General features: G+C 45.7%; 25 protein-coding genes, 1 pseudogene and 1 other annotated feature. Of the genes and pseudogenes, 18 read left to right on the plus strand and 8 right to left on the minus strand.

The window, feature by feature from the left end:
- Position 1: 1 nt before the first annotated feature.
- Positions 2-646: a UvrY/SirA/GacA family response regulator transcription factor gene (gene uvrY, locus AK966_RS04085; protein ID WP_099081005.1), complete on the minus strand. Its 645-nt coding sequence runs from the start codon at positions 644-646 to the stop codon at positions 2-4.
- 431 nt (positions 647-1,077) lie between these two features.
- Here uvrY and AK966_RS04090 point away from each other — a divergent pair, with 431 nt between their 5' ends.
- Positions 1,078-3,441 (plus strand): DNA polymerase II, encoded by a 2,364-nt coding sequence (locus tag AK966_RS04090; protein ID WP_119463583.1) that lies wholly within the window; start codon positions 1,078-1,080, stop codon positions 3,439-3,441.
- Positions 3,442-3,491: 50 nt separating this feature from the next.
- Here AK966_RS04090 and AK966_RS04095 read toward each other — a convergent pair whose 3' ends face one another.
- Positions 3,492-4,259 (minus strand): nucleotidyltransferase, encoded by a 768-nt coding sequence (locus AK966_RS04095; RefSeq protein WP_099080999.1) that lies wholly within the window; start codon positions 4,257-4,259, stop codon positions 3,492-3,494.
- 186 nt (positions 4,260-4,445) lie between these two features.
- On the opposite strand from AK966_RS04095, the gene yeiP reads away from it, so the two are divergent.
- Together yeiP and AK966_RS04105 are read left to right on the plus strand one after the other, a co-directional pair.
- Positions 4,446-5,012, plus strand: coding sequence for an elongation factor P-like protein YeiP (gene yeiP, locus AK966_RS04100; protein ID WP_099080998.1), 567 nt, complete (start codon positions 4,446-4,448; stop codon positions 5,010-5,012).
- A gap of 2 nt (positions 5,013-5,014) precedes the next feature.
- Positions 5,015-5,335, plus strand: coding sequence for an HI1450 family dsDNA-mimic protein (locus AK966_RS04105; RefSeq protein ID WP_099080997.1), 321 nt, complete (start codon positions 5,015-5,017; stop codon positions 5,333-5,335).
- Positions 5,336-5,494: 159 nt separating this feature from the next.
- Here the strand turns inward: AK966_RS04105 and rluB are convergent, their stop codons facing one another.
- From rluB to rnm, 3 genes are all read right to left on the minus strand, one after another.
- Positions 5,495-6,433 (minus strand): 23S rRNA pseudouridine(2605) synthase RluB, encoded by a 939-nt coding sequence (gene rluB, locus AK966_RS04110; protein ID WP_099080996.1) that lies wholly within the window; start codon positions 6,431-6,433, stop codon positions 5,495-5,497.
- A gap of 343 nt (positions 6,434-6,776) precedes the next feature.
- Positions 6,777-7,397 carry an L-threonylcarbamoyladenylate synthase gene (locus AK966_RS04115; protein WP_099080995.1) on the minus strand — a complete coding sequence of 207 codons (621 nt, stop codon included), beginning with the start codon at positions 7,395-7,397 and terminating at the stop codon, positions 6,777-6,779.
- 35 nt (positions 7,398-7,432) lie between these two features.
- Entirely contained in the window at positions 7,433-8,311 is an 879-nt protein-coding gene (rnm, locus tag AK966_RS04120) for an RNase RNM (protein WP_099080994.1), read from the minus strand.
- Between the two features lie 97 nt (positions 8,312-8,408).
- Between rnm and AK966_RS04125 the strand changes: the two genes are divergently transcribed.
- From AK966_RS04125 to trpA, 7 genes are all read left to right on the plus strand, one after another.
- Positions 8,409-8,534: a Trp operon leader peptide gene (locus tag AK966_RS04125; RefSeq protein WP_099080993.1), complete on the plus strand. Its 126-nt coding sequence runs from the start codon at positions 8,409-8,411 to the stop codon at positions 8,532-8,534.
- Positions 8,481-8,584, plus strand: a sequence feature (Trp leader region). It overlaps the preceding gene by 54 nt.
- A 122-nt stretch (positions 8,585-8,706) precedes the next feature.
- Positions 8,707-10,284 (plus strand): anthranilate synthase component 1, encoded by a 1,578-nt coding sequence (locus tag AK966_RS04130; RefSeq protein ID WP_099080992.1) that lies wholly within the window; start codon positions 8,707-8,709, stop codon positions 10,282-10,284.
- A 5-nt stretch (positions 10,285-10,289) separates the two neighbouring features.
- Positions 10,290-10,898: an aminodeoxychorismate/anthranilate synthase component II gene (locus AK966_RS04135; protein WP_099080991.1), complete on the plus strand. Its 609-nt coding sequence runs from the start codon at positions 10,290-10,292 to the stop codon at positions 10,896-10,898.
- Between the two features lie 38 nt (positions 10,899-10,936).
- Positions 10,937-11,947 (plus strand): anthranilate phosphoribosyltransferase, encoded by a 1,011-nt coding sequence (trpD, locus tag AK966_RS04140; RefSeq protein WP_099080990.1) that lies wholly within the window; start codon positions 10,937-10,939, stop codon positions 11,945-11,947.
- Between the two features lie 13 nt (positions 11,948-11,960).
- Entirely contained in the window at positions 11,961-13,400 is a 1,440-nt protein-coding gene (gene trpCF / locus AK966_RS04145; RefSeq protein ID WP_182852575.1) for a bifunctional indole-3-glycerol-phosphate synthase TrpC/phosphoribosylanthranilate isomerase TrpF, read from the plus strand.
- Positions 13,401-13,471: 71 nt separating this feature from the next.
- A complete protein-coding gene (trpB, locus tag AK966_RS04150) occupies positions 13,472-14,662 on the plus strand; it encodes a tryptophan synthase subunit beta (RefSeq protein WP_119463585.1) in 1,191 nt (396 codons plus the stop codon).
- A complete protein-coding gene (trpA, locus tag AK966_RS04155; RefSeq protein WP_119463586.1) occupies positions 14,662-15,468 on the plus strand; it encodes a tryptophan synthase subunit alpha in 807 nt (268 codons plus the stop codon). Before trpB ends, trpA begins: the two co-directional genes overlap by 1 nt.
- A 108-nt stretch (positions 15,469-15,576) precedes the next feature.
- On the opposite strand, the gene AK966_RS04160 is transcribed toward trpA, so the two are convergent.
- On the minus strand, positions 15,577-16,380 hold the full coding sequence (locus tag AK966_RS04160) for an SDR family NAD(P)-dependent oxidoreductase (protein WP_099080986.1): 804 nt from the start codon (positions 16,378-16,380) through the stop codon (positions 15,577-15,579).
- A 422-nt stretch (positions 16,381-16,802) separates the two neighbouring features.
- Here AK966_RS04160 and AK966_RS04165 point away from each other — a divergent pair, with 422 nt between their 5' ends.
- From AK966_RS04165 to AK966_RS04195, 7 genes and pseudogenes are all read left to right on the plus strand, one after another.
- On the plus strand, positions 16,803-18,062 hold the full coding sequence (locus AK966_RS04165) for a dicarboxylate/amino acid:cation symporter (RefSeq protein ID WP_099080985.1): 1,260 nt from the start codon (positions 16,803-16,805) through the stop codon (positions 18,060-18,062).
- 194 nt (positions 18,063-18,256) lie between these two features.
- Complete coding sequence (locus AK966_RS04170; RefSeq protein ID WP_099080984.1) at positions 18,257-18,499, plus strand: hypothetical protein; 243 nt, start codon at positions 18,257-18,259, stop codon at positions 18,497-18,499.
- Between the two features lie 130 nt (positions 18,500-18,629).
- The gene (locus AK966_RS04175) at positions 18,630-19,193 is read left to right on the plus strand and encodes a septation protein A (protein ID WP_099080983.1); all 564 of its coding nucleotides are present in this window, start codon (positions 18,630-18,632) and stop codon (positions 19,191-19,193) included.
- Between the two features lie 140 nt (positions 19,194-19,333).
- The gene (gene yciA, locus AK966_RS04180; RefSeq protein ID WP_099080982.1) at positions 19,334-19,771 is read left to right on the plus strand and encodes an acyl-CoA thioester hydrolase YciA; all 438 of its coding nucleotides are present in this window, start codon (positions 19,334-19,336) and stop codon (positions 19,769-19,771) included.
- A gap of 77 nt (positions 19,772-19,848) precedes the next feature.
- Complete coding sequence (locus AK966_RS04185; protein ID WP_099080981.1) at positions 19,849-20,145, plus strand: YciI family protein; 297 nt, start codon at positions 19,849-19,851, stop codon at positions 20,143-20,145.
- Positions 20,146-20,148: 3 nt separating this feature from the next.
- Positions 20,149-20,550 (plus strand): GspS/AspS pilotin family protein, encoded by a 402-nt coding sequence (locus tag AK966_RS04190; protein ID WP_099080980.1) that lies wholly within the window; start codon positions 20,149-20,151, stop codon positions 20,548-20,550.
- A gap of 201 nt (positions 20,551-20,751) precedes the next feature.
- A pseudogene (locus AK966_RS04195) lies at positions 20,752-21,003 on the plus strand (LysR substrate-binding domain-containing protein); the annotation flags it as partial.
- A gap of 22 nt (positions 21,004-21,025) precedes the next feature.
- Here AK966_RS04195 and AK966_RS04200 read toward each other — a convergent pair.
- Both AK966_RS04200 and AK966_RS04205 read right to left on the minus strand, forming a co-directional pair.
- Positions 21,026-21,226, minus strand: a complete 201-nt coding sequence (locus tag AK966_RS04200) for a DUF4250 domain-containing protein (protein WP_099080979.1) — start codon at positions 21,224-21,226, stop codon at positions 21,026-21,028.
- 159 nt (positions 21,227-21,385) lie between these two features.
- Positions 21,386-22,096, minus strand: coding sequence for a hypothetical protein (locus AK966_RS04205; RefSeq protein ID WP_182852577.1), 711 nt, complete (start codon positions 22,094-22,096; stop codon positions 21,386-21,388).
- A 459-nt stretch (positions 22,097-22,555) separates the two neighbouring features.
- On the opposite strand from AK966_RS04205, the gene AK966_RS04210 reads away from it, so the two are divergent.
- Entirely contained in the window at positions 22,556-24,961 is a 2,406-nt protein-coding gene (locus tag AK966_RS04210) for a YgiQ family radical SAM protein (RefSeq protein WP_119463587.1), read from the plus strand.
- Positions 24,962-25,013 lie beyond the last annotated feature (52 nt).

Consider the following 25,013-nt stretch of genomic DNA (forward strand, 5'->3'; position numbering starts at 1 on the left):
ACTAAAGAGTCTCGGCGTCCAACATTCCGTGGCGAATCGCTAAGTGTGTTAACTCAACATCGCCATTAATGTCCAACTTACTAAACAGGCGGTAGCGGTAGCTGTTAACTGTTTTTGGACTTAAATTCAGTTGTTCAGAAATATCCGTTACTTTCTGGCCTTTGGTGATCATCATCATGATCTGCAGTTCACGTTCAGAAAGGTCTTTAAATGGGTTTTCTGAGGCTGGTGAGAATTGACTCAGCGCCATCTGCTGCGCAATCTCTGGGGAGATGTAACGCTGCCCACTATTAACCACACGAATTGCATTCACCATTTCGTCAGGACCTGCACCTTTGGTAAGATAACCAGAAGCCCCTGCCTGCATCACTTTCGTTGGAAACGGATTTTCCGTATGAACAGTTAAAACGATGATTTTTACATCAGGATTCACGCGAAGAACTTTCTTTGTGGCTTCTAAACCGCCAATGCCTGGCATGTTCATATCCATCAAAACGACATCGGCATGATTGCTTCGACACCATTTTACTGCTTCTTCACCGCTGTCAGCTTCTCCTGCTACGTTCATTCCACGGACGTCTTCAATAATACGTCGTATCCCTGTGCGAACCAGCTCGTGATCATCTACAAGGAAAACATTAATCAAACTTGTATCTCCACACTTGTATTGGCTCTGCACCCACATAACAATGGTTAAATGTGGATATCAGTATGAGTATCTATATACTAACGTATTAGACAAAAAATTGCTTTCTCTGAATATGTGCTGAAACGCAAACTTTAGCAAGAACTTATTCATAGACCACTCAATTACCTGAAGGAGCGGTATGCAGAACCAACTTTAATTATCGCCTTAATTAACAACATAAACGGCTATAAATCAAGAAACTAAGCTTCAGATTGCCCAGCAAAACACAATCCTCGGTTTAAATGGCTACTTCATGAGCACAATAAAAACAACAAAATCCTAATGGTACTAAAGTTTAGCTTAAGCCGAGGTACACGCGCATTACCGATGCCCTTTACTGTACATAGTGGTAAAATAGACGCCCGCTGCGATTTATAAGGTTTCTCTCTTTGAACATCCAACAAGGGTTCCTCCTCACTCGACAAGCTCGAGACATCAAAGGCCAAACTCAGATTGAACTGTGGCTTTCAACGGAGAGTGGGCCGACTCAACTACTGATTCAAGGAGAAAAACCGGTTTTCTTTGTCGCACAAGAACACATCGAGCACACCAAAAGACTCGCACTGGCAAACTCAATCATGGCTGAAGTTCGCCCGCTAGCGCTCAAAAACTTTGAACTCACACCGCTTGCCGCTTGTTATACCCCGACCAGTAAAGACGCCTTTGCGCTGCAAGACTTACTTAACCAAAATGATATTGTGCATTTTGAAGGTGATGTGCGCTTAGCAGACCGATACTTGATGGAGCGCTTCATCAAAGGAAGTATCGAATTTACAGGTAACCAACGATCGCTCAATGGCTTTCAACGCATTCAAAATGCCAAATGCCGCAGTGGCGAGTACGAACCGAACCTGCATGTGGTCTCTCTCGATCTAGAATGCTCAGAAAAAGGCATTCTGTACTCGATTGGTTTAGACAGTCCAATTGACTCGCGCGTGATCATGATTGGCGAACCGGAACCCGCTGACACACCAATTCAGTGGGTAAAAGATGAAAAAGCGTTACTCGAAACATTAATTTCTTGGTTCAAACAGTTCGACCCAGATGTGATTGTAGGTTGGAACGTGATCGACTTTGACTTTCGCTTACTGCATAGGCGCGCCGAATGGCACAGTATGAAATTGGTATTAGGCCGAGCCGATCAAGCAAGCTTTTTCCGTAGCTCAGCGCAAAACCAACAAGGTTTCATTTCTATTCCCGGGCGTGTCGTTCTCGACGGCATCGATACTTTAAAGACAGCAACCTATCACTTTCGGTCTTGGTCATTAGAGTCGGTTTCTCAAGAGCTATTAGGAGAAGGAAAAGAAATCCACAACGTCCATGACCGCATGGACGAAATCAATCGCATGTACCGCTGCGATAAGCCTTCTCTTGCCAAGTACAACCTACAAGATTGTGTATTGGTTAACAAAATCTTCGCCCACACTCACCTACTTGACTTTGCGATTGAACGCTCACGACTGACGGGGGTGGAAATGGATCGCGTCGGGGGCTCTGTGGCAGCATTTACCAACCTGTATCTACCACAGATCCATCGTGCAGGTTACGTCGCACCAAACTTGCATCCAGAAAACTGGATTGCCAGCCCTGGTGGTTACGTGATGGACTCCATCCCAAATCTGTACGACTCAGTATTAGTGTTGGACTTTAAGAGCCTATACCCTTCGATTATCCGCTCTTTTTTAATCGACCCTCTGGGGTTAATTGAAGGCTTACAACAAGAAATTGGCAAGCTCGATAATCAATCTGTTCCCGGCTTTCGAGGCGGTCAGTTTCATCGAACTAAACACTTCTTACCCAAGATGATCGAAAATCTCTGGGCGGCACGTGATGTAGCAAAAAAGAACAATGAAAAAGCCTTCTCACAAGCCATAAAAATCATCATGAACTCGTTCTATGGCGTGTTAGGGTCTTCTGGTTGTCGCTTTTTTGATACTCGATTGGCTTCCAGTATCACCATGCGCGGACATGAGATCATGAAGCAAACCAAAGTGCTAATTGAAGCACAAGGTTACCAAGTTATCTATGGTGATACAGACTCGACTTTTGTCTCTCTTAATGGCACCTACAGCCAAGCCGAAGCCGACAAAATCGGCAATGAGTTGGTCGAGCACATCAACCATTGGTGGAACGAATACCTGCGCCGCGAATACAATCTCAACTCGATTCTCGAAATCGAATACGAAACCCATTATCGAAAATTCTTGATGCCTACTATTCGAGGGGCCGAAACCGGTTCGAAAAAACGCTATGCTGGATTAATTGGTGAAGGTGAACAAGAGCGTATCGTCTTTAAGGGTCTTGAAAGTGCACGTACCGACTGGACACCACTAGCACAGAATTTCCAAAACACCTTATATAAAATGATCTTCCATGGCGAAGATCCCAGTGACTATGTACGTACAATGGTCGAGAAAACCAGTAATGGCGAATTCAACGCGCAGTTGGTGTATCAAAAACGGCTTCGTCGCAAACTGCATGAGTACCAAAAGAATATCCCCCCTCAAGTCCGAGCCGCACGCTTGGCAGATGAGATCAATGCCAAGCTAGGTCGACCTTTGCAGTATCAAAACCGGGGGAGAGTCGAATATGTCATTACGGTCAATGGACCAGAGCCGTATGAATACTGCCGAAGCCCACTCGATTACCAACACTACATAGATAAGCAGTTGAAACCTGTGGCGGATGCGATTTTGCCGTTCATTGGTACTGATTTTGAACAGTTATCAGCGCCTCAGATGGGATTGTTCTAGTTTACCTTCTTGCTGATAAAAGTAGAGAAGCGGCTCAAATAACTTGTCGGCTAACCAATGCGAAATTCCGTTTTCTGATACTGCTGCACTAACCAGTTACCGAAGCTATCTAGCAAACCAATCACCGAGCGCTTTGGGATTGCGCGTCCGGAAAGCAAAATGCCGAGACGATCTATCTCGAGTTGTTTTTCTGGGTGGTATTTCAAAAACACTTCACCGCACTCCATTGGGTCATCAAACCAACGTTTGTCACGGTACATCACCAGAGAATAAGAAGCTCTGAGCAGCTTCTTCGCAATCACGATTTGGGTACTGACTAGCTCTTCTATGCTTGGTGCTTGAACGATCTTGATTCGGTATACCGATAACCAATCTTCTACATCCATATTCCAGTGCTTAGCGATCTCCCAACTAGGGACATAGTCACCAAAGCAGTCCGCCAAGTCATCACCGTACACACACACGCAACAATGTTTCAGCATAAAGCCCCAAGTAAAGATACTGTCAAGGTTAGCAACTTCATTCACCAAAGCAGTACGAATCGACACCCCTTTCACTTGAGGGTGTCCCTGTTGTGCACGCCATTTGATGGTATTTAATAACGTGGCGCGATTGCTTTCAAATGTCGACTTCGTGACCAGCACCATATCAAGGTTCGACTTTCCTACGATGGCGCTTTTTCGCGCCACACTGCCATAGATGTAAACGCTATGAAGGTTAGCCCCTAAGCCACCTTTAAGGCACATCAGGACATCTCGGATCAACGGTTCAAATTCAGGTTGAAAAGGTTGTGTTGGGTCGATTACAAGGAGAGACATTGATAGAAACGCAGCTCTAAATTTAAGCGGACAATGGTCAATATAATCCATCAGCCATGGTTTCGATTCAAGCCTATTAAGGTGTTTTATCATGACAAAACAACAACGATGAATTTTGATGCCAGAAAAGCAACTTGGCGCTATAATCACAAAGTTTTGCTTAATAAGTGTAAATAGGAAAATACAATGCCAAAGGCAAGTGAAATCAAAAAAGGCTTCGCAATCGAGTCTAATGGTAAAACTCTTCTAGTTAAAGACATCGAAGTAACGACTCCTGGTGGTCGTGGCGGCGCTAAAATCTACAAAATGCGTTGTACAGATCTAAACACTGGTGCTCGCGTAGAAGAGCGTTACAAGTCTGATGATGTGGTTGAAACGGTAGAAATGAACAAACGTGCAGTTGTGTACTCATACGCAGACGGCGATGAGCACATCTTCATGGATAACGAAGACTACTCACAATACACATTCAAGCACAACGAAATTGAAGATGAGCTTCTGTTCATCAATGAAGATACTCAAGGTATTCACCTTATCTTAATCAACGGCTCTGCTGTTGGTATCGAACTGCCATCTTCTGTTGAGCTAGTGATTGAAGAAACTGACCCGTCAATCAAAGGTGCCTCTGCATCTGCGCGTAGTAAACCAGCTCGTTTTGCATCTGGCCTTGTTATCCAAGTTCCAGAATACATCGCGACAGGTGACCGTGTGATTATCAACACGGCTGAACGTAAATACATGAGCCGAGCATAAGCATGTCAGAATTGATTTCTTACGACGACGTTATCGACGCTGCGTACGACATCTTCCTTGAGATGGCTCCAGACAATCTTGAGCCTGCTGATGTCATTCTGTTTACTGCTCAATTTGATGATCGCGGTGCCGCAGAACTTGTTGAAACTGGTGATGACTGGGTTGAACATGTTGGCTTCGAAGTCGACAAAGAAGTGTATGCAGAAGTTCGAATCGGCCTAGTAAACGAGGAAAATGACGTACTTGATGACGTTTTTGCTCGTATGCTAATCAGTCGAGACCCAGAACATAAGTTCTGCCATATGCTTTGGAAACGTGACTAACGTTTTCCTCATCATAATTAAAAATACCAGCCTCGCGCTGGTGTTTTTTTATGCCTGCAAGTTACGCGTGATGGAAAACACGATAACCCGAGAGCTCTGAACGACAGCTAAGAAAAAGGCTTGCCAATGGGGCAAGCCTTTCTGATTTTTTGCTATCGATTAACGATGTTTATTACGTGCGCCTTGGTCACCTGCGTTCTTCTTCGGCTTACGACGAGAAGGGTTGTTGCTGCGACCTTTAGGTGTATTAACGCGCTCTTCGTGACGCTTAACCGCACGACGAATTTTCTGGCTACGCGCACGTTCGCGCTTACGTGATGTGTTGTCTTTGTCAAGATCAATCATCGTTTCTTTCTCTGGACGGAGTTCTACCAATTCACGTAGGTAGTTAACTTCTTTAAGATCAAGTTCCATCCAACCACCGCGAGGCAGTTTCTTATCCAGATAAATATCACCGTAACGTACACGCTTAAGGCGGCTTACTGTCGTATCTTGCGATTCCCATAGACGACGAACTTCACGGTTACGACCTTCATTGATAGCGACATAAAACGTGTGGTTCATACCTTCACCACCCGCATATACAACATCTTCGAATCGAGCCATACCATCTTCTAGCTCAACGCCTCGAACAAGATTCTTTACTTTCTGTTCTGTCACTTCGCCGAAAACACGAACAAGGTATTCACGCTCAACCTGACGGCTTGGGTGCATTAGGCGGTTTGCCAACTCACCATCTGTCGTGAACAGCAGCAGGCCTGATGTGTTTGCATCAAGACGACCTACAGAGATCCAACGAGAGCCACGAATTTTTGGCAGACGATCGAAAACTGTGCGACGACCTTCAGGGTCGTGACGAGTACATAGTTCACCTTCTGGCTTGTAGTATGCCAATACGCGACAGATCACTTCTTCTTGCGCCTTCGCAGACACAACGTGACCATCGATACGAACTACGCTGTTCTCATCCTCTAGTCTTTCACCAAGTTTAGCTACCATGCCGTTCACGCTAACGCGGCCAGATTTGATCAACGATTCAATCTCACGACGAGAACCGTGGCCTGCACGTGCTAATACTTTTTGTAACTTTTCGCTCATTTATCTACCTATGTGTCGTCTTCACAGACGTCGAGACCAAAATTGGCCTTCACTATGCAATATACCCACGTTAGTGGGATTTTTTCGGTCGGTCATTATACGAGATTCTCCAATTTAAAGTAAACAAAATCGTCTCAAATCTCGCCCTCCTTTCCTCGTATAAAGCATCATAATACGTTAATCGTTTTCTTTATAATGCTCGCCAATCACTCTTAACATGAATAGTTGCGTAGCAAAGCTCATTTAGTGCGGAGCATGCATCTTAAGCTAACCAATCGCCCTAAAAGCAAAAAACAAAAAGGAGGCTCCGTGGCCTCCTTTGCTATTGATGGGCATTTCGACTTTATTCAAACGCCGCTGGATCACCAGAGCCAACACGAACTACCACTGGTTCATCATCACTGAAATCGATAACGGTAGTCGGCTGCTCGCCAAGGTAGCCACCATTGAGAATAACGTCTACGGCATGCTCAAGTTTATCGCGGATCTCTTCTGGATCCGACTCTGTCACATCGCTACCAGGAAGGATTAGCGATGTCGACATCATTGGCTCACCTAAGGCTTCAAGCAGGTCCAATGCAATTCGGTTATCTGGAACACGAATACCGATCGTCTTACGTTTTGCATTCATCAAACGACGCGGTACTTCTTTTGTACCTTTGAAGATAAAGGTGTAAGGCCCTGGCGTATTATTTTTTAGTAGTCGGAATGCAGAGTTGTCGACACGTGCATACAGAGAAATTTCCGACAAATCACGGCACAGTAAAGTAAAATTGTGCTTGTCATCTAATCGACGGATTTGACAGATACGTTCTAACGCCTGTTTGTTCTCCAATTGACAACCTAACGCGTAACCCGAATCCGTTGGGTAAACGACCACACCGCCGCTACGAATGATTGCTACTGCTTGATTGATCAAGCGAGCCTGTGGGTTTTCTGGATGAACGTAAAAAAACTGGCTCATTGTAATTCCTCATTATCGAGCCTCTCGGCTCTATATTATGGAGTCTCGACTTCGTCGTCTTGGTTGACATCGAACGAAGGGTCAATTCCCCAATCTTTCCAAACTGGTTCTACGCCCGCGGGTAACCAGAGGTTTCTTCCCAATTCCATCCACGGTGACGGATAGTGAAAGTCGCTGCCTTGAGAAGCTAATAGTTTGTATTGTATAGCATAATCAGCCAAGTTGCGCCTTTCTTGTTGCGCTTGTTGAGGTTGCGCCACTTCCATCGCATCGCCGCCCGCTTCAACAAACGCCGTTAACACTCGTTTCACCCATTTAGCCGTTAGCTGATAACGCCCAGGATGAGCGAGCACGGCTTGTCCCCCAGCAGCATGAATCGCATCAACGGCGTCTTTCATCGAACACCAATTTGGTGGAACATACCCCGGGTTATTACGCGTTAGAAATTTTTTAAACACCATTTGCATATTTTTGGCGTAACCATTCTCAACCAGCCACTTAGCAAAGTGCGCACGTGTGATTGGCGCATCTCCTGCAATTTGCTGAACTTCTTCCAGCACCCCTTCACGCGTAGCTTTTTGTAAACGATCTGCGATCAATTGTGAACGGCTAACGCGATGCTGTTTCTGCTGCTGGATAAGAGCATTCAAAGCCGCGTTTTCAGGATCAATATTCAAACCAACGATATGGATATCTTTGTTCTGCCAAACGGTCGAAATCTCGATACCATTAATAATGGTGATCGGGAGATGGTTATCTTCAACGTATTGCTTGGCCGGAGCTAAGCCATCAACCGTATCATGATCCGTGATCGCCAAAACCTCGATATCAAAACTCAGGGCCCTATCCACCAGATCTTGCGGTTCAAATCGACCATCGGATGCAGTAGTGTGGCTATGTAAATCAATTCTCATCTTTTTTTGTCGTTTTAATCCTGTTTTGGGGTTGACTTTCCAACCATGTACTAGTTAACTAGTACGCAAATACTAAGTACCTAATGTAAGGCTCACTATGTTACAAGAATTTAACCACAAGCAGAAAGCGAAAGTTTTGGAACATCCTAATCAGATGAATCCGACTGATCTTGCTTGGTGGCGCACTTGGACAAGTTCTTGGTGGGCCAACGTGTACTTCTAGTGTAGAAAAACGCATGTCACAAAGCCCGCTACTTCAGCGGGCTTTTTTATTTTGTCGTCTATCTCACATTCGTCACTTTATCCTTTCAATCCGCACAAGATTTGATTGGGTGTCAGTCAGCTTTATGTGAGTATGTGTAAAAGGATGATGTAAACAGTTATAAGGAGGTCTTGTGAATAAGACCATTGAAATTCAAAAGCTTGGACAGCTTAATGTACTATCGGCTTCCGTCCCTTATACTCAAGATCCGACTCGCTTGTTCCACACCTTATGCGAGAACAAAACGGACAGCTTATTGCTGGAATCAGCTGAAATTGACTCAAAGCAGGATCTTAAATCGCTTTTGATTGTCGACTCAGCAGTGCGCATCGTTTGCTACGGTCACACAGTGAACATGCAAGCCCTGACAGGTAACGGCAAAAACCTACTTACGCATCTAAGCCACAACGTGCGTGGTGACGTGACCAGTGAATTCGATGGCAAGATACTAACACTCAAATTCACTCAACCGTGTGACACGCTTGATGAAGACTCTCGCCTTCGTGAAGCGTCGTCATTCGATGCACTTCGTTTGGTGCAACACAGCTTCGATATCTCTGAACAAGACAAAAACGCGATTTTCCTTGGCGGTTTGTTTGCCTACGACTTAGTCGCCAACTTTGAACCACTTGGTCATGCAGAAGCAACAAACCAATGCCCAGATTACGTTTTCTACGTTGCTGAAACTCTGTTAGTCGTTGACCATCAAACGGAATCTTGTCACTTACAAGCAACCTTGTTTGTGGACAATTCTCAAAAATCAGCACTCGAAGCGAGGATTGAAGAAATCAGTACGCTATGCATTGCTCCGAAACTGCTACCAAGTGCGACGCAACTTGAGAATGTTCAAGCTCAGCCTAATATTGCGGATCTAGACTTCTGTCAAATCGTACGTGACCTAAAAGAGTACGTGGTGAAAGGTGATGTTTTCCAAGTCGTACCTTCGCGTCGATTCACTCTGCCTTGCCCTTCTCCACTAGCAGCATACAAAGAGCTTAAGCAAAGCAACCCAAGCCCTTACATGTTCTACATGCAAGATGAGTTATTCACTTTGTTTGGAGCATCACCAGAAAGTGCACTTAAGTACGAAACCTACACCAACCAAGTTGAAATCTATCCAATTGCTGGCACTCGTCGGCGTGGAAAACGGGCGAATGGTGAAATCGATTTCGACCTAGATAGCCGCATCGAACTTGAACTGCGTACTGACATGAAAGAAAACGCAGAACACATGATGCTGGTTGATCTCGCGCGCAACGACGTTGCACGCATCGCACAAGCAGGCACTCGCCACGTGGCAGACCTACTTAAAGTGGATCGCTACAGCCATGTGATGCACTTAGTCTCACGCGTGGTTGGCCAACTACGTGAAGACCTAGACGCACTGCACGCGTACCAAGCATGTATGAACATGGGAACCCTAACAGGTGCACCGAAAATTCGCGCAATGCAATTGATTCGTGATGTAGAAGGTGCTCGTCGCGGCAGTTATGGCGGTGCGGTGGGTTACCTAACCGGTGAAGGCACCTTAGATACTTGTATCGTGATCCGCTCCGCGTACGTGGAAAACGGCATTGCTCAAGTTCAAGCGGGTGCAGGTGTGGTGTTCGATTCTGATCCTCAGGCAGAAGCGGATGAAACACGTGGCAAAGCACAAGCGGTCATCTCTGCTATTCAATCGGCTCATCAGCCATCAGCATATAAGGAGTAGCGGACATGGCTGACATCGTATTTATCGATAACTTTGACTCGTTCACCTACAACCTTGTAGATCAGTTCCGCTCGCTAGGTCACTCAGTCAAAATTTACCGAAACATCATCCCCGCAGAAACCATCGAACAAGCAGTGAGCGAGCTTGAAAACCCTGTGGTTCTGTTATCGCCAGGTCCTGGTGCACCGTCAGAAGCCGGTTCAATGCCAGAGCTTATCCAGCGCATAAAGGGCAAAGTTCCGATGATCGGAATTTGTCTTGGTCACCAAGCGATTGTTGAAGCGTACGGCGGCATCGTTGCTGGCGCAGGCGAAATCATTCACGGTAAGGTCTCTATGATGGCGCACCAAAACCATGCGATTTACCAAAACCTACCATCACCACTGGCGATTGCACGTTACCACTCGCTGGTTGCAACTCAGGTTCCTGAGAGCCTAACCATCACAGCAGAAGTGGATAATTTGGTAATGTCTGTCGTTCAAGAGGAAGATAAAGTTTGCGGATTCCAGTTCCACCCGGAATCGATTATGACGATCTACGGAGCAACACTGCTGGCCAATGCCATTGAATGGGCACTCAACGATAAAATTCCAACTCAGCCCCACACTGATTAAAAAGCGCTTGGCGCATAAGAAATTTAGGAGAGAAATTTATGGAAGCAATTATCAACCCTATTATGACCAAATTATACCAACAAGCGTCACTGACTCAGGAAGAAAGCCAACAGTTGTTTAACATCATCATTCGTGGCGAGCTAGACCCAATCTTAATGGCATCAGCACTGACTGCGCTAAAGATCAAAGGCGAAACACCGGATGAAATCGCAGGAGCAGCAAAAGCACTTTTAGCGAACGCCAGCGCATTCCCTCGCCCAGATTACGATTTCGCTGACATCGTGGGTACGGGCGGTGACGGTCACAACACCATCAACATTTCAACAACCGCTGCCTTTGTCGCAGCAGCTTGTGGTCTAAAAGTTGCCAAACACGGCAACCGCAGCGTCTCCAGCAAATCAGGCTCTTCTGACCTTCTCGACTCGTTTGGTATCAATCTCATGATGACCGCCGAAGATACACGCAAAGCGGTCGATGATATCGGTGTGGCTTTCCTATTCGCCCCTCAATACCACGGTGGTGTACGTCACGCGATGCCAGTGCGTCAAACCATGAAAACCCGCACCATCTTTAACATTCTTGGTCCACTGATAAACCCCGCTCGTCCAAACATCGAATTGATGGGCGTTTACCGTGAAGAACTGGTTCGCCCTATTGCTGAAACCATGCTACAAATGGGCATGAAACGCGCAGCGGTTGTCCATGGCAGCGGCTTAGATGAAGTGGCGATTCACGGCTCAACCACTGTCGCTGAAATCAAAGACGATGAGATTATCGAATATACGCTAACACCAGAAGATTTTGGCCTAGACGCTCATCCATTAGAAGCGATTAAAGGTGGCGATCCAGAAGAAAACAAAGCGATCATTACCAACATTCTGACCGGCAAAGGCACGGACGCTCAACTAGGTGCGGTAGCCGTCAATGTGGCTCTACTAATGCGTCTATTCGGTCACGAAGATTTGAAAGCCAACACGCAACAAGCCATTGAAGCTATGAATTCAGGTAAGGCTTACCAATTGGTACAGCAACTTGCCGCTCACGCTTAAGGAATTGATGAAGATGACTGACTTTAACACGGAGCAACCTGGTAACTTGTCGGAACACGTTTCTAAGAAAGAAGCAGAAATGGCAGAAGTTCTCGCTAAGATCGTTCGTGATAAATACCGATGGGTAGCGGAACGCAAAGCATCGCAGCATCTCAGCACTTTTCAATCAGATTTGATGCCTTCTGACCGCAGTTTTTATGATGCTTTGAGCGGCAACAAAACCGTTTTCATCACCGAATGCAAAAAAGCCTCACCGTCAAAAGGCTTGATCCGTGACGACTTCGATTTGGATTACATCGCATCGGTTTATAACCACCACGCTGACGCGATTTCAGTCCTTACTGACGAAAAATACTTCCAAGGTAACTTCGACTTTCTTCCGCGTGTTCGCAATCAAGTAAAACAGCCTGTTCTGTGTAAAGACTTTATGGTGGACACGTATCAAGTTTATCTCGCCCGTCATTACGGTGCCGATGCGGTACTACTGATGCTGTCTGTTCTAAATGACGCAGAATACAAAGCGCTAGAAGAAGCCGCGCACAGCCTAAATATGGGGATTCTAACCGAAGTCAGTAACGAAAAAGAACTCCACCGCGCGGTTGAGCTAGGCGCTCGCGTTATTGGCATTAATAACCGGAACCTACGTGACTTAAGCACCGATTTAAACCGCACGAAAGCGCTCGCACCAACCATTCGCAAACTTGCGCCAAATGCGACGATAATTTCAGAGTCTGGTATTTACACACACCAACAAGTTCGTGATTTAGCACAATACGCGGATGGCTTCTTGATTGGTAGCTCACTAATGGCGGAAAACAACTTGGAGCTTGCGGTGCGTAAAATCACACTAGGTGAAAACAAGGTGTGTGGTCTTACTCATCCAGATGACTCAGCCAAAGTTTATCAAGCTGGCGCGGTCTTTGGTGGTCTGATTTTTGTTGAGAAATCGAAACGTGCCGTTGACCTAGAAAAAGCTCGCCTCACTATGAGTGGTGCTCCACTTCATTATGTGGGTGTATTCCAAAATCACGATATCGATTTTGTTGCATCTATCGTGACGTCATTAGGTTTAAAGGCGGTTCAGTTACATGGCGAAGAAGACCAAAACTATGTAAACCAGTTGAGAGCTGAGTTGCCTTCTAGCACAGAGATTTGGAAAGCCTACGGTGTGGCTGACGCCCAACCTATACTACTTGGTGAAAACATTGATCGTCACCTATTAGATGCACAAATTGGTAATCAAACAGGTGGAACGGGGCAAGTGTTCGATTGGTCATTGATTGGCGACCCAGGTCAGATCATGTTGGCTGGCGGGCTATCTCCTGAAAATGCACAACAAGCAGCAAAATTGGGTTGCTTGGGATTAGATTTAAACTCTGGTGTCGAAAGCACACCGGGCAGAAAAGATTCACAAAAGTTGCTGGCTGCGTTTAATGCCATTCGCGACTATTAAAGCTATTTGTAGCTAAATAATGAAAGCAATAAAGCGATTCGCAGCAAAAAAATACGAGAAGGAAGATCACGATGGCAAAACTGAATGCCTACTTTGGCGAATACGGCGGCCAGTACGTTCCGCAAATTCTAGTGCCAGCACTGGATCAACTAGAGCAAGCGTTTATCGACGCGCAAGAAGACCCTGAGTTTCGCAGTGAATTCATGATGCTTCTTCAAGAATACGCAGGCCGCCCAACGGCACTAACTCTTACGCGTAACCTAACCAAAGGTACGAAAACCAAACTGTACCTAAAGCGTGAAGACCTGCTTCACGGTGGCGCGCACAAGACTAACCAAGTGTTGGGTCAAGCGCTGCTTGCAAATCGCATGGGTAAAAACGAAATCATCGCAGAAACTGGCGCAGGTCAGCACGGCGTAGCAACCGCTCTCGCGTGCGCACTGCTTGGGCTTAAGTGCCGTGTTTACATGGGGGCAAAAGATGTTGAGCGTCAAAGCCCGAACGTGTTCCGTATGAAACTCATGGGCGCAGAGGTCATCCCTGTCCATTCGGGTTCTGCAACGCTAAAAGACGCGTGTAACGAAGCGCTACGCGACTGGTCTGCAACGTATGAAGACGCGCACTACCTTCTTGGCACAGCCGCAGGCCCTCATCCATTCCCGACTATCGTTCGTGATTTCCAACGCATGATCGGCGAAGAGACCAAAAACCAAATTTTGGCTCGCGAAGGTCGCCTTCCAGATGCGGTGATCGCCTGTGTGGGTGGTGGCTCAAACGCTATCGGTATGTTTGCTGATTTCATTGAAGAAGAAAGCGTTCGCCTTATTGGTGTTGAACCAGCAGGTAAAGGCATTGATACAGATCAACACGGCGCACCGCTTAAACACGGCAAAACGGGCATCTTCTTTGGTATGAAAGCACCACTGATGCAAGATCCAAATGGTCAGGTGGAAGAGTCTTACTCTGTGTCTGCAGGCCTAGATTTCCCTTCGGTTGGCCCACAGCACGCGCATCTAAACGCGATTGGTCGTGCGGAGTACGACAACGTCACCGATGATGAAGCGTTAGAAGCCTTTCAAGAGCTTGCTCGCAGCGAAGGTATCATCCCAGCACTTGAGTCAGCTCACGCCTTAGCGCATGCACTGCGTATGGCTCGTCAAAACCCAGAAAAAGAGCAGCTTTTGGTCGTTAACCTATCAGGTCGTGGTGATAAAGACATCTTCACCGTACACGATATCCTAGAAGAAAAAGGAGTGTTCTAATGAGCCGTTATGAGAAGATGTTTGCGCGTCTAAACGAAAAAAAACAAGGCGCATTTGTACCGTTCGTGACGGTTTGCGATCCGAACGCCGAACAATCTTACCAAATCATGGAAACTTTGGTTGAGTCAGGTGCTGATGCCCTTGAGCTTGGTATTCCATTTTCTGATCCACTTGCCGATGGTCCAACCATTCAAGGTGCGAACATTCGTGCGTTAGAGTCAGGAGCGACACCCGATATCTGTTTTGAGAAAATTAGTCAGATCCGTGCGAAGTATCCAGAGCTACCTATCGGTCTTCTGATGTACGCAAACCTTGTCTACTCACGCGGTATCGAAAACTTTTATGAGCGCTGCGCTAAAGCGGGCATTGATTCTGTTTTGATTGCAGACGTACCAACCAACGAAAGTGCAGAATTTGTCTCTGCAGCTGAGAAGTTTGGCATTCACCCAATCTTCATCGCACCGCCAACGGCAAGTGATGACACCCTAAAACAAGTTTCTGAACTAGGCGGTGGTTACACCTACCTACTGTCACGCGCTGGGGTAACAGGAGCTGAGACCAAAGCAAATATGCCTGTTAGCCATATGCTAGATAGGCTCAATCAATTTGACGCGCCACCGTCGCTACTTGGCTTTGGTATTTCTGAGCCATCTCAGGTGAAAGCGGCATTGGAATCTGGTGCGGCAGGAGTGATATCTGGCTCAGCGGTGGTTAAGATCATCGAAACGTACCTCAATCAACCGCAACTGATGCTTGATAAATTAGGTGAGTTCATATCATCAATGAAAACTGCTACGCAACAATAATCCCCAATCTACGTTGCCGCTCTCTCTGATTGAGCGGCACATTGCTCTTCCTTCCATTCAAACCGGATACCAGGCTCGCTCATGTTTCGATCCGCTATTGTCTTTACCTTAAAACGTCACTTTATCGGCATCAAAATAGTAGCGTGCCGTGGCGATGTTCATGCCGCCAGTGACAGGTAAACACACCCCAGTAATAAAGCTCGCAAGATCACTCGCTAAAAAACTAACCGCATGAGCAATATCTTTAGGCTCTCCCATTCGTTTTATAGGCTGGGTCGATAAAAAGTTGTCGATAAACTCTTGATTCAAGTTTTTCTTCACCGCATCCGTTGCGATCATACCCGGTAAAACGGCGTTGCAGCGTATCCCATAACTGGCGTATTGGATCGCTATTTGTCGTGTCATATGATTAATGGCATTTTTGGCAGTTCCATAGGAAATACTCGACATCTCTGCACTCAAAGAGGAAAGCGATGAAATGTTAACGATACTACCACCGCCATTTTTTACCATGGCAGGAATAACGGCTTTGGCTGGAATAAATACACTGTTGATATTGACCAACATGCTCTTCTCCCAATCCTCAACATCCGTATGCGCAAGATCTCGATCGAGTTTTAGGTCAACACCACCAAAGTTGTTCACCAACACATCTACCCTGCCATGCTCTTGCAAAATAGAGTCAATCAAAGGCACATACGACTCATTATCAAAGGCGTTAAAGAACATCTCTTTCGCCTTAGCATTCCCGCTGTTGGTATTGCATTCATCAGCAGTCACTTTTGCTTGTTCCACATCCCAATCAGCAACATAGACTATCGCCCCCTGAGAGGCCAAAAGTAAACTGCACGCTTTGCCAATACCATGTGCGCCAGCCAAAACTAAGGCGACTTTGTTTTCAAACAGAGGCATATCGACTCCTATTGGATGATAGTTCTATTGTCAGAAGCGTCATTGATTGATCAATGCGTTCCTACCAAGTCACAAACTATTGCTAGTATAACGCATACCTAAAAATTCGAGTTTCCATAAAAAAAACCATTGTTTTAGCATCGATCAAAAAAACATTATCGCAACATTTCCGAGTCAGGTTCAGCTCCAGAATCACAGACTCCGCCAATCAAATAACGATCAAAAGCCATAGCAAACGTTTGCTTTTGATTAAAAAAACAACCATTAATCAAGAAAGTTCCGATGAATCGCTAAGTTTGTACTGAACTTGTATTGCCATTTGTGAATGATAAGTGTAAAAGAACAAGCGAGATAATCATCCGCCATACGAATATAAATTAGTGGTTAATCTTAGGATTCTAAATGTTACTAGCACAGAGGTTATGGAAGTGTTAAAAGAAAAGAGTTTACTAAACAACATCGGCATGCAAGTCGTCATTGCGATGATCGTTGGTACTGCCGTTGGTGCCTTCATGGGGCAAAGTGCGACTGTGTTTGCGCCACTAGGTACCATTTTTATAAATCTAATCAAAATGTTAGTAATCCCATTGGTTGCTGTCGCTTTGATTTCAGGTGCTGCTGGTTTGGGCAATAGCCAGTCTGCAGGCAAAGTTGGCTTGGTCACCCTAGGTTTCTTTGGTCTGACATCCGCCCTAGCAGTGGCGCTTGCGCTATTCATGGGTGAAGTATTCAAACCTGGCATGGGCATCGACGTTTCAGGCGTAGAAGGCATGTTCTCAACAGAATACGCTTCGAAAGGTGAACTACCTACTTTCTGGGCAACCATCACTGGTATGATCCCAACCAACGTTTTCCAATCCCTCAACGAAGCAAACATCCTGCAAATTTTGGTCTTCTGCCTATTCTTTGGTATTGCGATTTCTAAGCAAGCAAAAGAACGTCGTGACCCAATCATCAACGGCGTAAACTGCATTGTTGACGCAATGGTTTGGATGATCAATAAAGTGATGATCATCGCACCTATTGGTGTATTTGGCCTGATGGCCGAAGCCGTTGGTACCTTCGGTTTTGGTGCCCTAATGGTGGTATTCAAACTGTTCGTTGTTTACGTTGCAGCGATCCTAGTATTCGGTTTTATCGTCTACCCTGCAATGGTCCATGTCTTTACTAAGACTTCAGCGAAGAAATTCATTTCTACAATGAAGAAGCCGCAAGCAGTCGCACTATCAACCGCATCTTCAATGGCGACACTGCCTGTCACTATGGACACGTGTGAAAAAGAGCTAGGGGTTAAAAATTCAACCGCTTCTTTCGTTCTGCCGCTAGGTGCGACCATCAACATGTCTGGTAACGCAATCTACTACGGTTTAGTCGCTATCTTCTTTGCACAACTGTTCAATATTGACCTAAGTATGGGCGCATACATCGCGATTATCGTTACTTCAACGCTAGGTGCCGTAGGTCAAGCTGGTGTACCTGGCCCTTCTTTCCTCGTTGTTGCTGTTTTGATCGCGGCAGGTATTCCAATTGAAGGTCTACCACTGCTGTTTGCACTTGACCGTATCTTCGACATGATTCGTACCGCGCTAAACATCACCGGTGATGCGGCGTGTGCGGTGATTGTTGATGCGCTTGTGGAAGAGGAAGAAGCGCAAGCTGAACTTCAAAAACAACAAGCATAATCACGCGTGTCAGTGAAATAAGCCGCTCAGCTGGGTGGCTTTTTTGTATCTTCAATACTTGTCACGATTGCTCTGTTGCAAACCGACCTCACTTTTCTTTATTGATACCCCTTCAGTATGAACAAAATGGCAAAGTGAACGTACAAAATGCTATGAACTAAGTTACAGTAAAAGGTTTGAATAAGGAGGCTCCTATGCTGCTTCATCGCCACACTTACTACCGCTTGATTCATCACGGAATTAAAGCGCTACTTTTAGACCGCGTAGGCCATTTCACTGAAGAGCGATATCACCAATACCTTCTTATGACGACTGGCAAATCAAGCTGTTTCACTCTGTCACTTGAAGAACTGGAGTCAACGGTAGAAGCACTTATATCATCGGGGTATTTAGACGATGTTTCTGACGTTATCGAGCAATACCAACACGTCGCCTAGTAAAAGCGGGATGAGACTTACTGAGCGTGATCATTAAGTAAATCGCATCTCGTGCTGTCTGGATGTATTCACATTGACTAAAATTACGTTAGACTGGTTATAAACTCAGCAACTAGGTAGTTATTGTAACATGAAGCAAGTCATTGACTTTATTCCACTCATTGTCTTTTTTGTCCTCTACAAGATGTACGACATCTACGTAGCGACAGCTGCGCTGATGATTGCAACAGCGATTCAAATCGTGTTGACTTTTGCGCTATACAAAAAAGTAGAAAAAATGCAGTTGATCACTTTTGCTATGGTCGCGATCTTTGGGGGCATGACGATTTTCCTTCACGATGACAACTTTATTAAGTGGAAAGTCACCATTGTCTACGCTGTATTTGCGATTGGCTTGGCAGTGAGTCATGCGATGGGAAAATCCGCGATCAAAGGAATGCTAGGTAAAGAAATCACGCTCCCAGAAGCAATCTGGACTAAGATCAACTGGGCGTGGGTGGGGTTCTTCTCCTTCTGTGCGGGTCTGAACGTTTATGTCGCTTTCGAATTGCCACTCGATGTTTGGGTTAACTTCAAAGTATTCGGCTTGTTGATTGCTACATTCGCTTACATGATCGCAACTGGTTTCTATATCTACAAACACATGCCAAAAGAACAGAAAGACAGCACCTCCGATGTGTCAATTGATGATTAGACAAACATTTTTGCTATAATCCAGTCAATTTGATTATTTACAGCGACCTACGGGTCGCTGTTTTGTTCGTCGCTCCAAATAATATTGGTGCACGTTTTTGCTCTTTCTATGAGCACCGTTAAAGATTGTAGGATGTCATCATGAGTCAAGAAGTTAACTCTCCAACTGGTCAACTGTTGCTGCGAACTCTCGCTATGCCGGCTGACACGAACGCCAATGGCGATATCTTTGGTGGTTGGATCATGTCTCAGCTTGATTTAGCTGGCGCAATTTTAGCAAAAGAAATTTCTTTAGGACGCGTGGTTACAGTCTCTGTTTCAAGTATCACGTTTAAAAAGCCAGTCAGCGTTGGGGATGTTGTATGTTGTTACGGTGTGTGTACTAAAATTGGCCGTACCTCCATGAGCATCGATCTTGAGGTTTGGGTCAAACCCGTCAAAGTTGACGGCGTCGAAGATCGTTTTATGGTCTGTGACGCAACGTTCAACTATGTCGCCATTGATAGCCAAGGCAAACCACGTCCAATTCAGAAGCAACGAACGAAACTCGATACATTAAATGCTCGAATACACTCATAATTTCCATTGTCGACTTGTGAGTGACATAAAAAAGGCGTTAAATTAGGGCTTTAGCCCATTAACTAAGGAAACATGCTATGTGGTACGTCATCTTTTCTCAAGATGTAGAAAATTCGTTAGAAAAACGTTTGAGCGTTCGCCCTCAACACCTTGAGCGCCTACAACTGCTTCAAGATGAAGGCCGCCTACTGACAGCAGGTCCTATGCCAGCGATTGACTCTGATAATCCAGGAGAAGCAGGCTTCACTGGCTCAACAGTGATCGCAGAATTTGATTCGCTAGAAGATGCTCAAGCATGGGCAGATGCTGACCCATACATCACCGCGGGTGTTTACGAAAACGTCATCGTAAAACCGTTCAAAAAAGTATTCTAAGTTATGAAAAACTTACTGTGTCTCTTTCTAGTACTTGGTGCACTATCGGGCTGTTCATCCAATGATGATAAGCAACGTCAACTTGAACTGATGGCATCGAACCGTGCGGGCGTACTTTCTGTGGGCTTACCACTTGAATACGGCCCTCTTAAGATCATGCGCATTTCTTCTAACAAAAATGTGATTGAAATGACGATGATTTATAACGACGGCGCACTTGGCGCGAAACCGTTAAACCAAGTACTAAATACCAGTATTTACACCTACTGCCATACTCCTGCAGTACGTGAACAAATCGACATGGGTTTGATGTATCGAATTCAGATCCGTAACTCTCGCGGTCAGTTAATCGCTGACGAGTTAGTATCGGAACAAACTTGTACTGCGACTCAACAACCACAGTAATTACGTCGAGCGTCTCTTTAGCAGTCTGCGATAAACAGAAATAGCAAAGCGAGGACAACTATCCTCGCTTTTTTCGTTTTAACGACTCATTTATTTAACGAATGTAACCAAGAATGAGTGTTGTCGTTGCCATGTCCGTATTCCTTATTCATTGTCCGATGTTAGGGTTGAGCATCAAGAACTTTCTCAAAGAACCCCTTCCAAGCCGATAATACGCTAATGTTGGTGCAGATGGTCTCGGCAAGATTAGGGGTCTCAGCATTACCAAACTGGGCGATTTCCGAGTTTGCACGGCAAGGTCTGATTACCAGTATGCCTTTTGGGGAAGGGTTATGACGTTGTCTGTTTGCAGCGACACGAAACTCAGAGAAAAATAAACGCTATCTACAGGCGTTCTTCACAACAGCGCGTCAGCAATGCAAAAGCCACCTTGACGGCATCAAGATGGCTTAACATTCAGGGAAATGAAACGAAACTAACGTTCGTACGATTTGAATTGATTGGTCAGTGGGTCATATTGGTAGCCGAGCACATCAAGTTTACCCACTACTGATTCCACATCCATTTCATACATAGTTACAAGTTCTTCAAAGCTGTCACACTCTAAGCGCAGCTTTTCATTCACTATACCTAGCAAAATAATGCTATCCCAGTTTGTAACATTGCTTAAGTCCATCGCGACACTCCTCTAAAACAAGGTGTTTAACCTCTATTCTGTTCAACGTCGATATTGCATTGATATGAGGTTATTAAGTAAGCGTAGACTTAATCTAATGTTTTGAAAGTGAACTCGCTCTAAATATCGAGCTCATCAACGTGATATTGAAAAAGACGATTATGCGCCTAGCAAGAACAGGCCTTGTAAGCTGGTCATTGAGGCCAAAGCAAGCATCAGCGCTGCCGCTAGCTGAACTTTAGTTGGTGCTTTATGAGTAAAAATGTGCCAAGACCAGACAACAATTGCGATGATCAGCAAAGCCAGTGACGCTAAAATATGCGACGTCACTGAGTGAAGCGTCGCTTCATCCAATTGGTAAGCGGAGAACACCGTCATCACCACAAGCAACATACCTGATACCACACCTGTCACTGGCAAGATGCGATGAAACGCTTGAAGACGACTACGCGCAATAACCAAAAGTAGCTGCGCAAATGCGCCACCTAGGAAGAAAACCATCAGTGCCATTGAAGCAGACGCTGCCCAATGTGGCTGCTCAAATACTTGAATACTCACATACGCAAACGCCAGACCGTTCGCTAAATGCAGTGCCCATAGCGGGCCTTTTTCGCGCGTCTTCTTAGTTTGAACTTGAGAGTAGAAATAGAAAATCGCAAACACGATCATGAACGCTTCAATACGAAGTGAGGCTACTGCCAACCAAAGTAGCGCAATTGATGGCAACATCTTATGCAGACGACCACGCTGACCCGGGCAAATATCACCTTTAATCAAAAGCAATGTCAACAGCGCTTGCGCGCCAAATAACATTGGAGGAAAAGTTAACAGCAGTTGTTGAATCATGTTGAATACAAACTCAAAAGTCATTTTAGGGTGGCGATAATAACAAATCGCCTAACCGCAAACCACCTAAACTAAATAACCTCAGCTCGGGATAATCTAAGCCATTCAGCACCGCGCTTTTAGCGCCTAACGTCGTTAAAATGACCGCAATAGACTCGCTATTGACTTGTAATTCTGCCTCGTTATCCATCTAAAAGAGCTGTACTGACGCCAATATCAACTCAAGTGACTCATAAATTTAGCTATGTAAACTTTCTTATCCCGAGTTGAGGTTTAATAAGCGGCCGACTAAAAATTGAATGCCTTAACCTCAATTACAATAAGGGCTTAAAGGGCATTACGCATCAAAACCTAAAAACGTATTGCGAGTTATTTTCATCTAGGAATAAAAGTGGCTCAACTACACTTTATTATGGGGGTTAGGTATAGATACCTGATCACCAAATCGCTATAATTCGCGCTCCCTAGAACAGAGAGCAAAATATGACCAACGACATTACTCCTATTCATGAGTACAAAAAATACTGGGCCGAGTGTTTTGGTACGGCACCTTTCTTGCCGACCAGTCGCAAAGAAATGGATGCCCTAGGATGGGATAGTTGTGACATTATCATCGTCACGGGTGACGCATATGTAGACCACCCAAGCTTTGGTATGGCAATCATTGGTCGTCTTTTGGAAGCACAAGGCTTCCGTGTGGGTATCATTGCTCAACCAGAATGGCAAAACAAAGATGCGTTCATGCAACTTGGTAAGCCAAATCTGTTCTTCGGGATCACCGCGGGTAACATGGACTCCATGATCAACCGTTACACGGCGGACAAAAAACTTCGTCACGATGATGCGTACACGCCAAACAACGAAGGCGGAAAACGCCCAGATCGTGCAACTTTGGTATACTCACAACGTTGTCGTGAAGCCTACAAAGGCACACCTATCGTTCTTGGTGGTATCGAAGCCAGCTTACGTCGCGTAGCGCACTACGATTACTGGTCAGATAAAGTTCGTCGCTCTGTTCTACTTGATGCTAAAGCCGACATCCTATTGTTTGGTAACGCAGAACGTGCGCTGGTTGAAGTAGCACACCGCCTAGCTGATGGTGACGATATTTCAGTTCTGACTAACATCCGCGGTACTGCGGTTAACTTGTCTGCGGAGCCAGAGGGCTACACGATTATTGATTCCTCTCGTATTGAGAAGCCACGTAAAGAAGCGTTCGTACCCAAGAACCCTTACGAAGTGGAAACGGAATGTGCGACGAAAAAGGATGAGCCCGTTGCTCAGCCAATTACGATTCGTCCTTCCCGTCACGATGCGGCGACCACTGCTGTGCGCCTACCGCCTTTCGAAAAGCTCAACAACGACCGCATTCTTTATGCCCATTCAAGTCGTGTGATGCATTTAGAAACCAACCCATACTCTGGCCGTGCTTTAATTCAGCGTCACGGTGACCGTGAACTTTGGGTAAACCAAGCGCCAATTCCGTTGACGACAGAAGAAATGGACTACGTATTCGGTCTGCCGTTCGCGCGTGTCCCTCATCCTATGTATGGCAAGGCAAAGATCCCTGCTTACGACATGATCAAAACCTCGGTTAACATCATGCGTGGTTGTTTTGGTGGCTGTTCTTTCTGTTCTATCACAGAGCACGAAGGTCGCATCATTCAAAACCGCTCTCAAGATTCGATCATTAACGAGTTGGAAGAGATCCGCGATAAGGTTCCTGGCTTTACCGGTACGATCTCTGACTTGGGTGGCCCTACAGCCAACATGTATCGACTGGGTTGTAGCGATCCGAAAGCAGAAGCAAACTGCCGTCGTCCATCGTGTGTGTTCCCTGGTATCTGTAACAAGCTAAACACAGATCATAAACACACCATCGATCTTTACCGCGCGGCACGTAAAGTCAAAGGCGTGAAGAAAGTCATGATCGCATCTGGCGTACGTTACGACCTTGCGATTGAGTCACCAGAATACGTCAAAGAGTTGGTGACGCATCACGTCGGCGGTTACCTGAAGATTGCTCCTGAGCACACTGAAAAAGGCCCGCTGGATCTGATGATGAAACCGGGCATGGGCACTTACGATCGCTTTAAAGAGATGTTCGAGAAGTACAGCGCGGAAGCCGGTAAGAAACAATATCTGATCCCTTACTTCATCTCTGCGCACCCAGGTACAGAAGATGAAGACATGCTGAACCTTGCGCTATGGTTGAAGAAAAATAACTTCGAGTGTGACCAAGTACAAAACTTCTACCCGTCGCCAATGTGTAACGCCACGTCGATGTACTACTCAGAGACGAACCCTCTGAAGCGTGTGAAGTACAAACAGCGTGAAGATGTGCCTGTTGCGAAAGGTGAACGCCAGCGTCGCCTACACAAAGCGCTACTTCGTTACCACGATCCAGCGAACTGGCCAATGATCCGTGAAGCGTTGAACAACATGGGTAAAAAACACCTGATTGGTGACAAGCCAAACTGTCTGGTTCCGGCAGAAGACATTGATGCACAAACACCTGCACAACGTCGTAAATCTGGCCGCCATGGCGCAAACCGCTTTGCAACCAAGCACACTAAGAACCAACCGGGCTTCGGTGGTCACTTGAACAAACGTTCTGAGGGTGGCTCACATGATGGTAAACCATCCGGCAACCGCAACGGTTCAGGAAAAGCACAAGGCGGTCAAGCGGGCCAAAATCGCGGCAACGGCGGCACTAACGGTCAACGTCCAAGCAATAGTCAGCGTCCTAATACTGGCTCACGAACTGGCGGCAACAACCCAAACCGTTCAAATGGTGCTAGCTCTCAAGGTAAAAGTCATTCTCAAGGTCAAGGACGTCCACAAGGACAAGGCAAACCAACCGGACAACGTAAACCTAAACATCGTTAAGCACGCGCCGTTAATTCAATAGAATTTGAATACTAAAAAGGGCTCCCGAGAT

The sequence above is a fragment of the Vibrio sp. PID23_8 genome, from assembly GCF_003584965.1.
Classification (GTDB): Bacteria; Pseudomonadota; Gammaproteobacteria; order Enterobacterales; family Vibrionaceae; genus Vibrio.

Bases quoted from the DNA above. Each gene is read 5' to 3' on its own strand.
- AK966_RS04175 (WP_099080983.1), top strand. From the start codon at position 18,630: ATGAAGCAAGTCATTGACTTTATTCCACTCATTGTCTTTTTTGTCCTC.
- AK966_RS04200 (WP_099080979.1), bottom strand. From the start codon at position 21,226: ATGGACTTAAGCAATGTTACAAACTGGGATAGCATTATTTTGCTAGGT.
- yeiP (WP_099080998.1), top strand. From the start codon at position 4,446: ATGCCAAAGGCAAGTGAAATCAAAAAAGGCTTCGCAATCGAGTCTAAT.
- trpB (WP_119463585.1), top strand. From the start codon at position 13,472: ATGGCAAAACTGAATGCCTACTTTGGCGAATACGGCGGCCAGTACGTT.
- AK966_RS04185 (WP_099080981.1), top strand. From the start codon at position 19,849: ATGTGGTACGTCATCTTTTCTCAAGATGTAGAAAATTCGTTAGAAAAA.
- AK966_RS04135 (WP_099080991.1), top strand. From the start codon at position 10,290: ATGGCTGACATCGTATTTATCGATAACTTTGACTCGTTCACCTACAAC.
- AK966_RS04105 (WP_099080997.1), top strand. From the start codon at position 5,015: ATGTCAGAATTGATTTCTTACGACGACGTTATCGACGCTGCGTACGAC.
- AK966_RS04170 (WP_099080984.1), top strand. From the start codon at position 18,257: ATGCTGCTTCATCGCCACACTTACTACCGCTTGATTCATCACGGAATT.
- AK966_RS04210 (WP_119463587.1), top strand. From the start codon at position 22,556: ATGACCAACGACATTACTCCTATTCATGAGTACAAAAAATACTGGGCC.
- rnm (WP_099080994.1), bottom strand. From the start codon at position 8,311: ATGAGAATTGATTTACATAGCCACACTACTGCATCCGATGGTCGATTT.
- trpD (WP_099080990.1), top strand. From the start codon at position 10,937: ATGGAAGCAATTATCAACCCTATTATGACCAAATTATACCAACAAGCG.
- AK966_RS04095 (WP_099080999.1), bottom strand. From the start codon at position 4,259: ATGTCTCTCCTTGTAATCGACCCAACACAACCTTTTCAACCTGAATTT.
- AK966_RS04125 (WP_099080993.1), top strand. From the start codon at position 8,409: ATGTTACAAGAATTTAACCACAAGCAGAAAGCGAAAGTTTTGGAACAT.
- AK966_RS04165 (WP_099080985.1), top strand. From the start codon at position 16,803: ATGGAAGTGTTAAAAGAAAAGAGTTTACTAAACAACATCGGCATGCAA.
- AK966_RS04115 (WP_099080995.1), bottom strand. From the start codon at position 7,397: ATGAGCCAGTTTTTTTACGTTCATCCAGAAAACCCACAGGCTCGCTTG.
- trpA (WP_119463586.1), top strand. From the start codon at position 14,662: ATGAGCCGTTATGAGAAGATGTTTGCGCGTCTAAACGAAAAAAAACAA.
- trpCF (WP_182852575.1), top strand. From the start codon at position 11,961: ATGACTGACTTTAACACGGAGCAACCTGGTAACTTGTCGGAACACGTT.
- AK966_RS04190 (WP_099080980.1), top strand. From the start codon at position 20,149: ATGAAAAACTTACTGTGTCTCTTTCTAGTACTTGGTGCACTATCGGGC.
- AK966_RS04205 (WP_182852577.1), bottom strand. From the start codon at position 22,096: ATGACTTTTGAGTTTGTATTCAACATGATTCAACAACTGCTGTTAACT.
- rluB (WP_099080996.1), bottom strand. From the start codon at position 6,433: ATGAGCGAAAAGTTACAAAAAGTATTAGCACGTGCAGGCCACGGTTCT.
- AK966_RS04160 (WP_099080986.1), bottom strand. From the start codon at position 16,380: ATGCCTCTGTTTGAAAACAAAGTCGCCTTAGTTTTGGCTGGCGCACAT.
- yciA (WP_099080982.1), top strand. From the start codon at position 19,334: ATGAGTCAAGAAGTTAACTCTCCAACTGGTCAACTGTTGCTGCGAACT.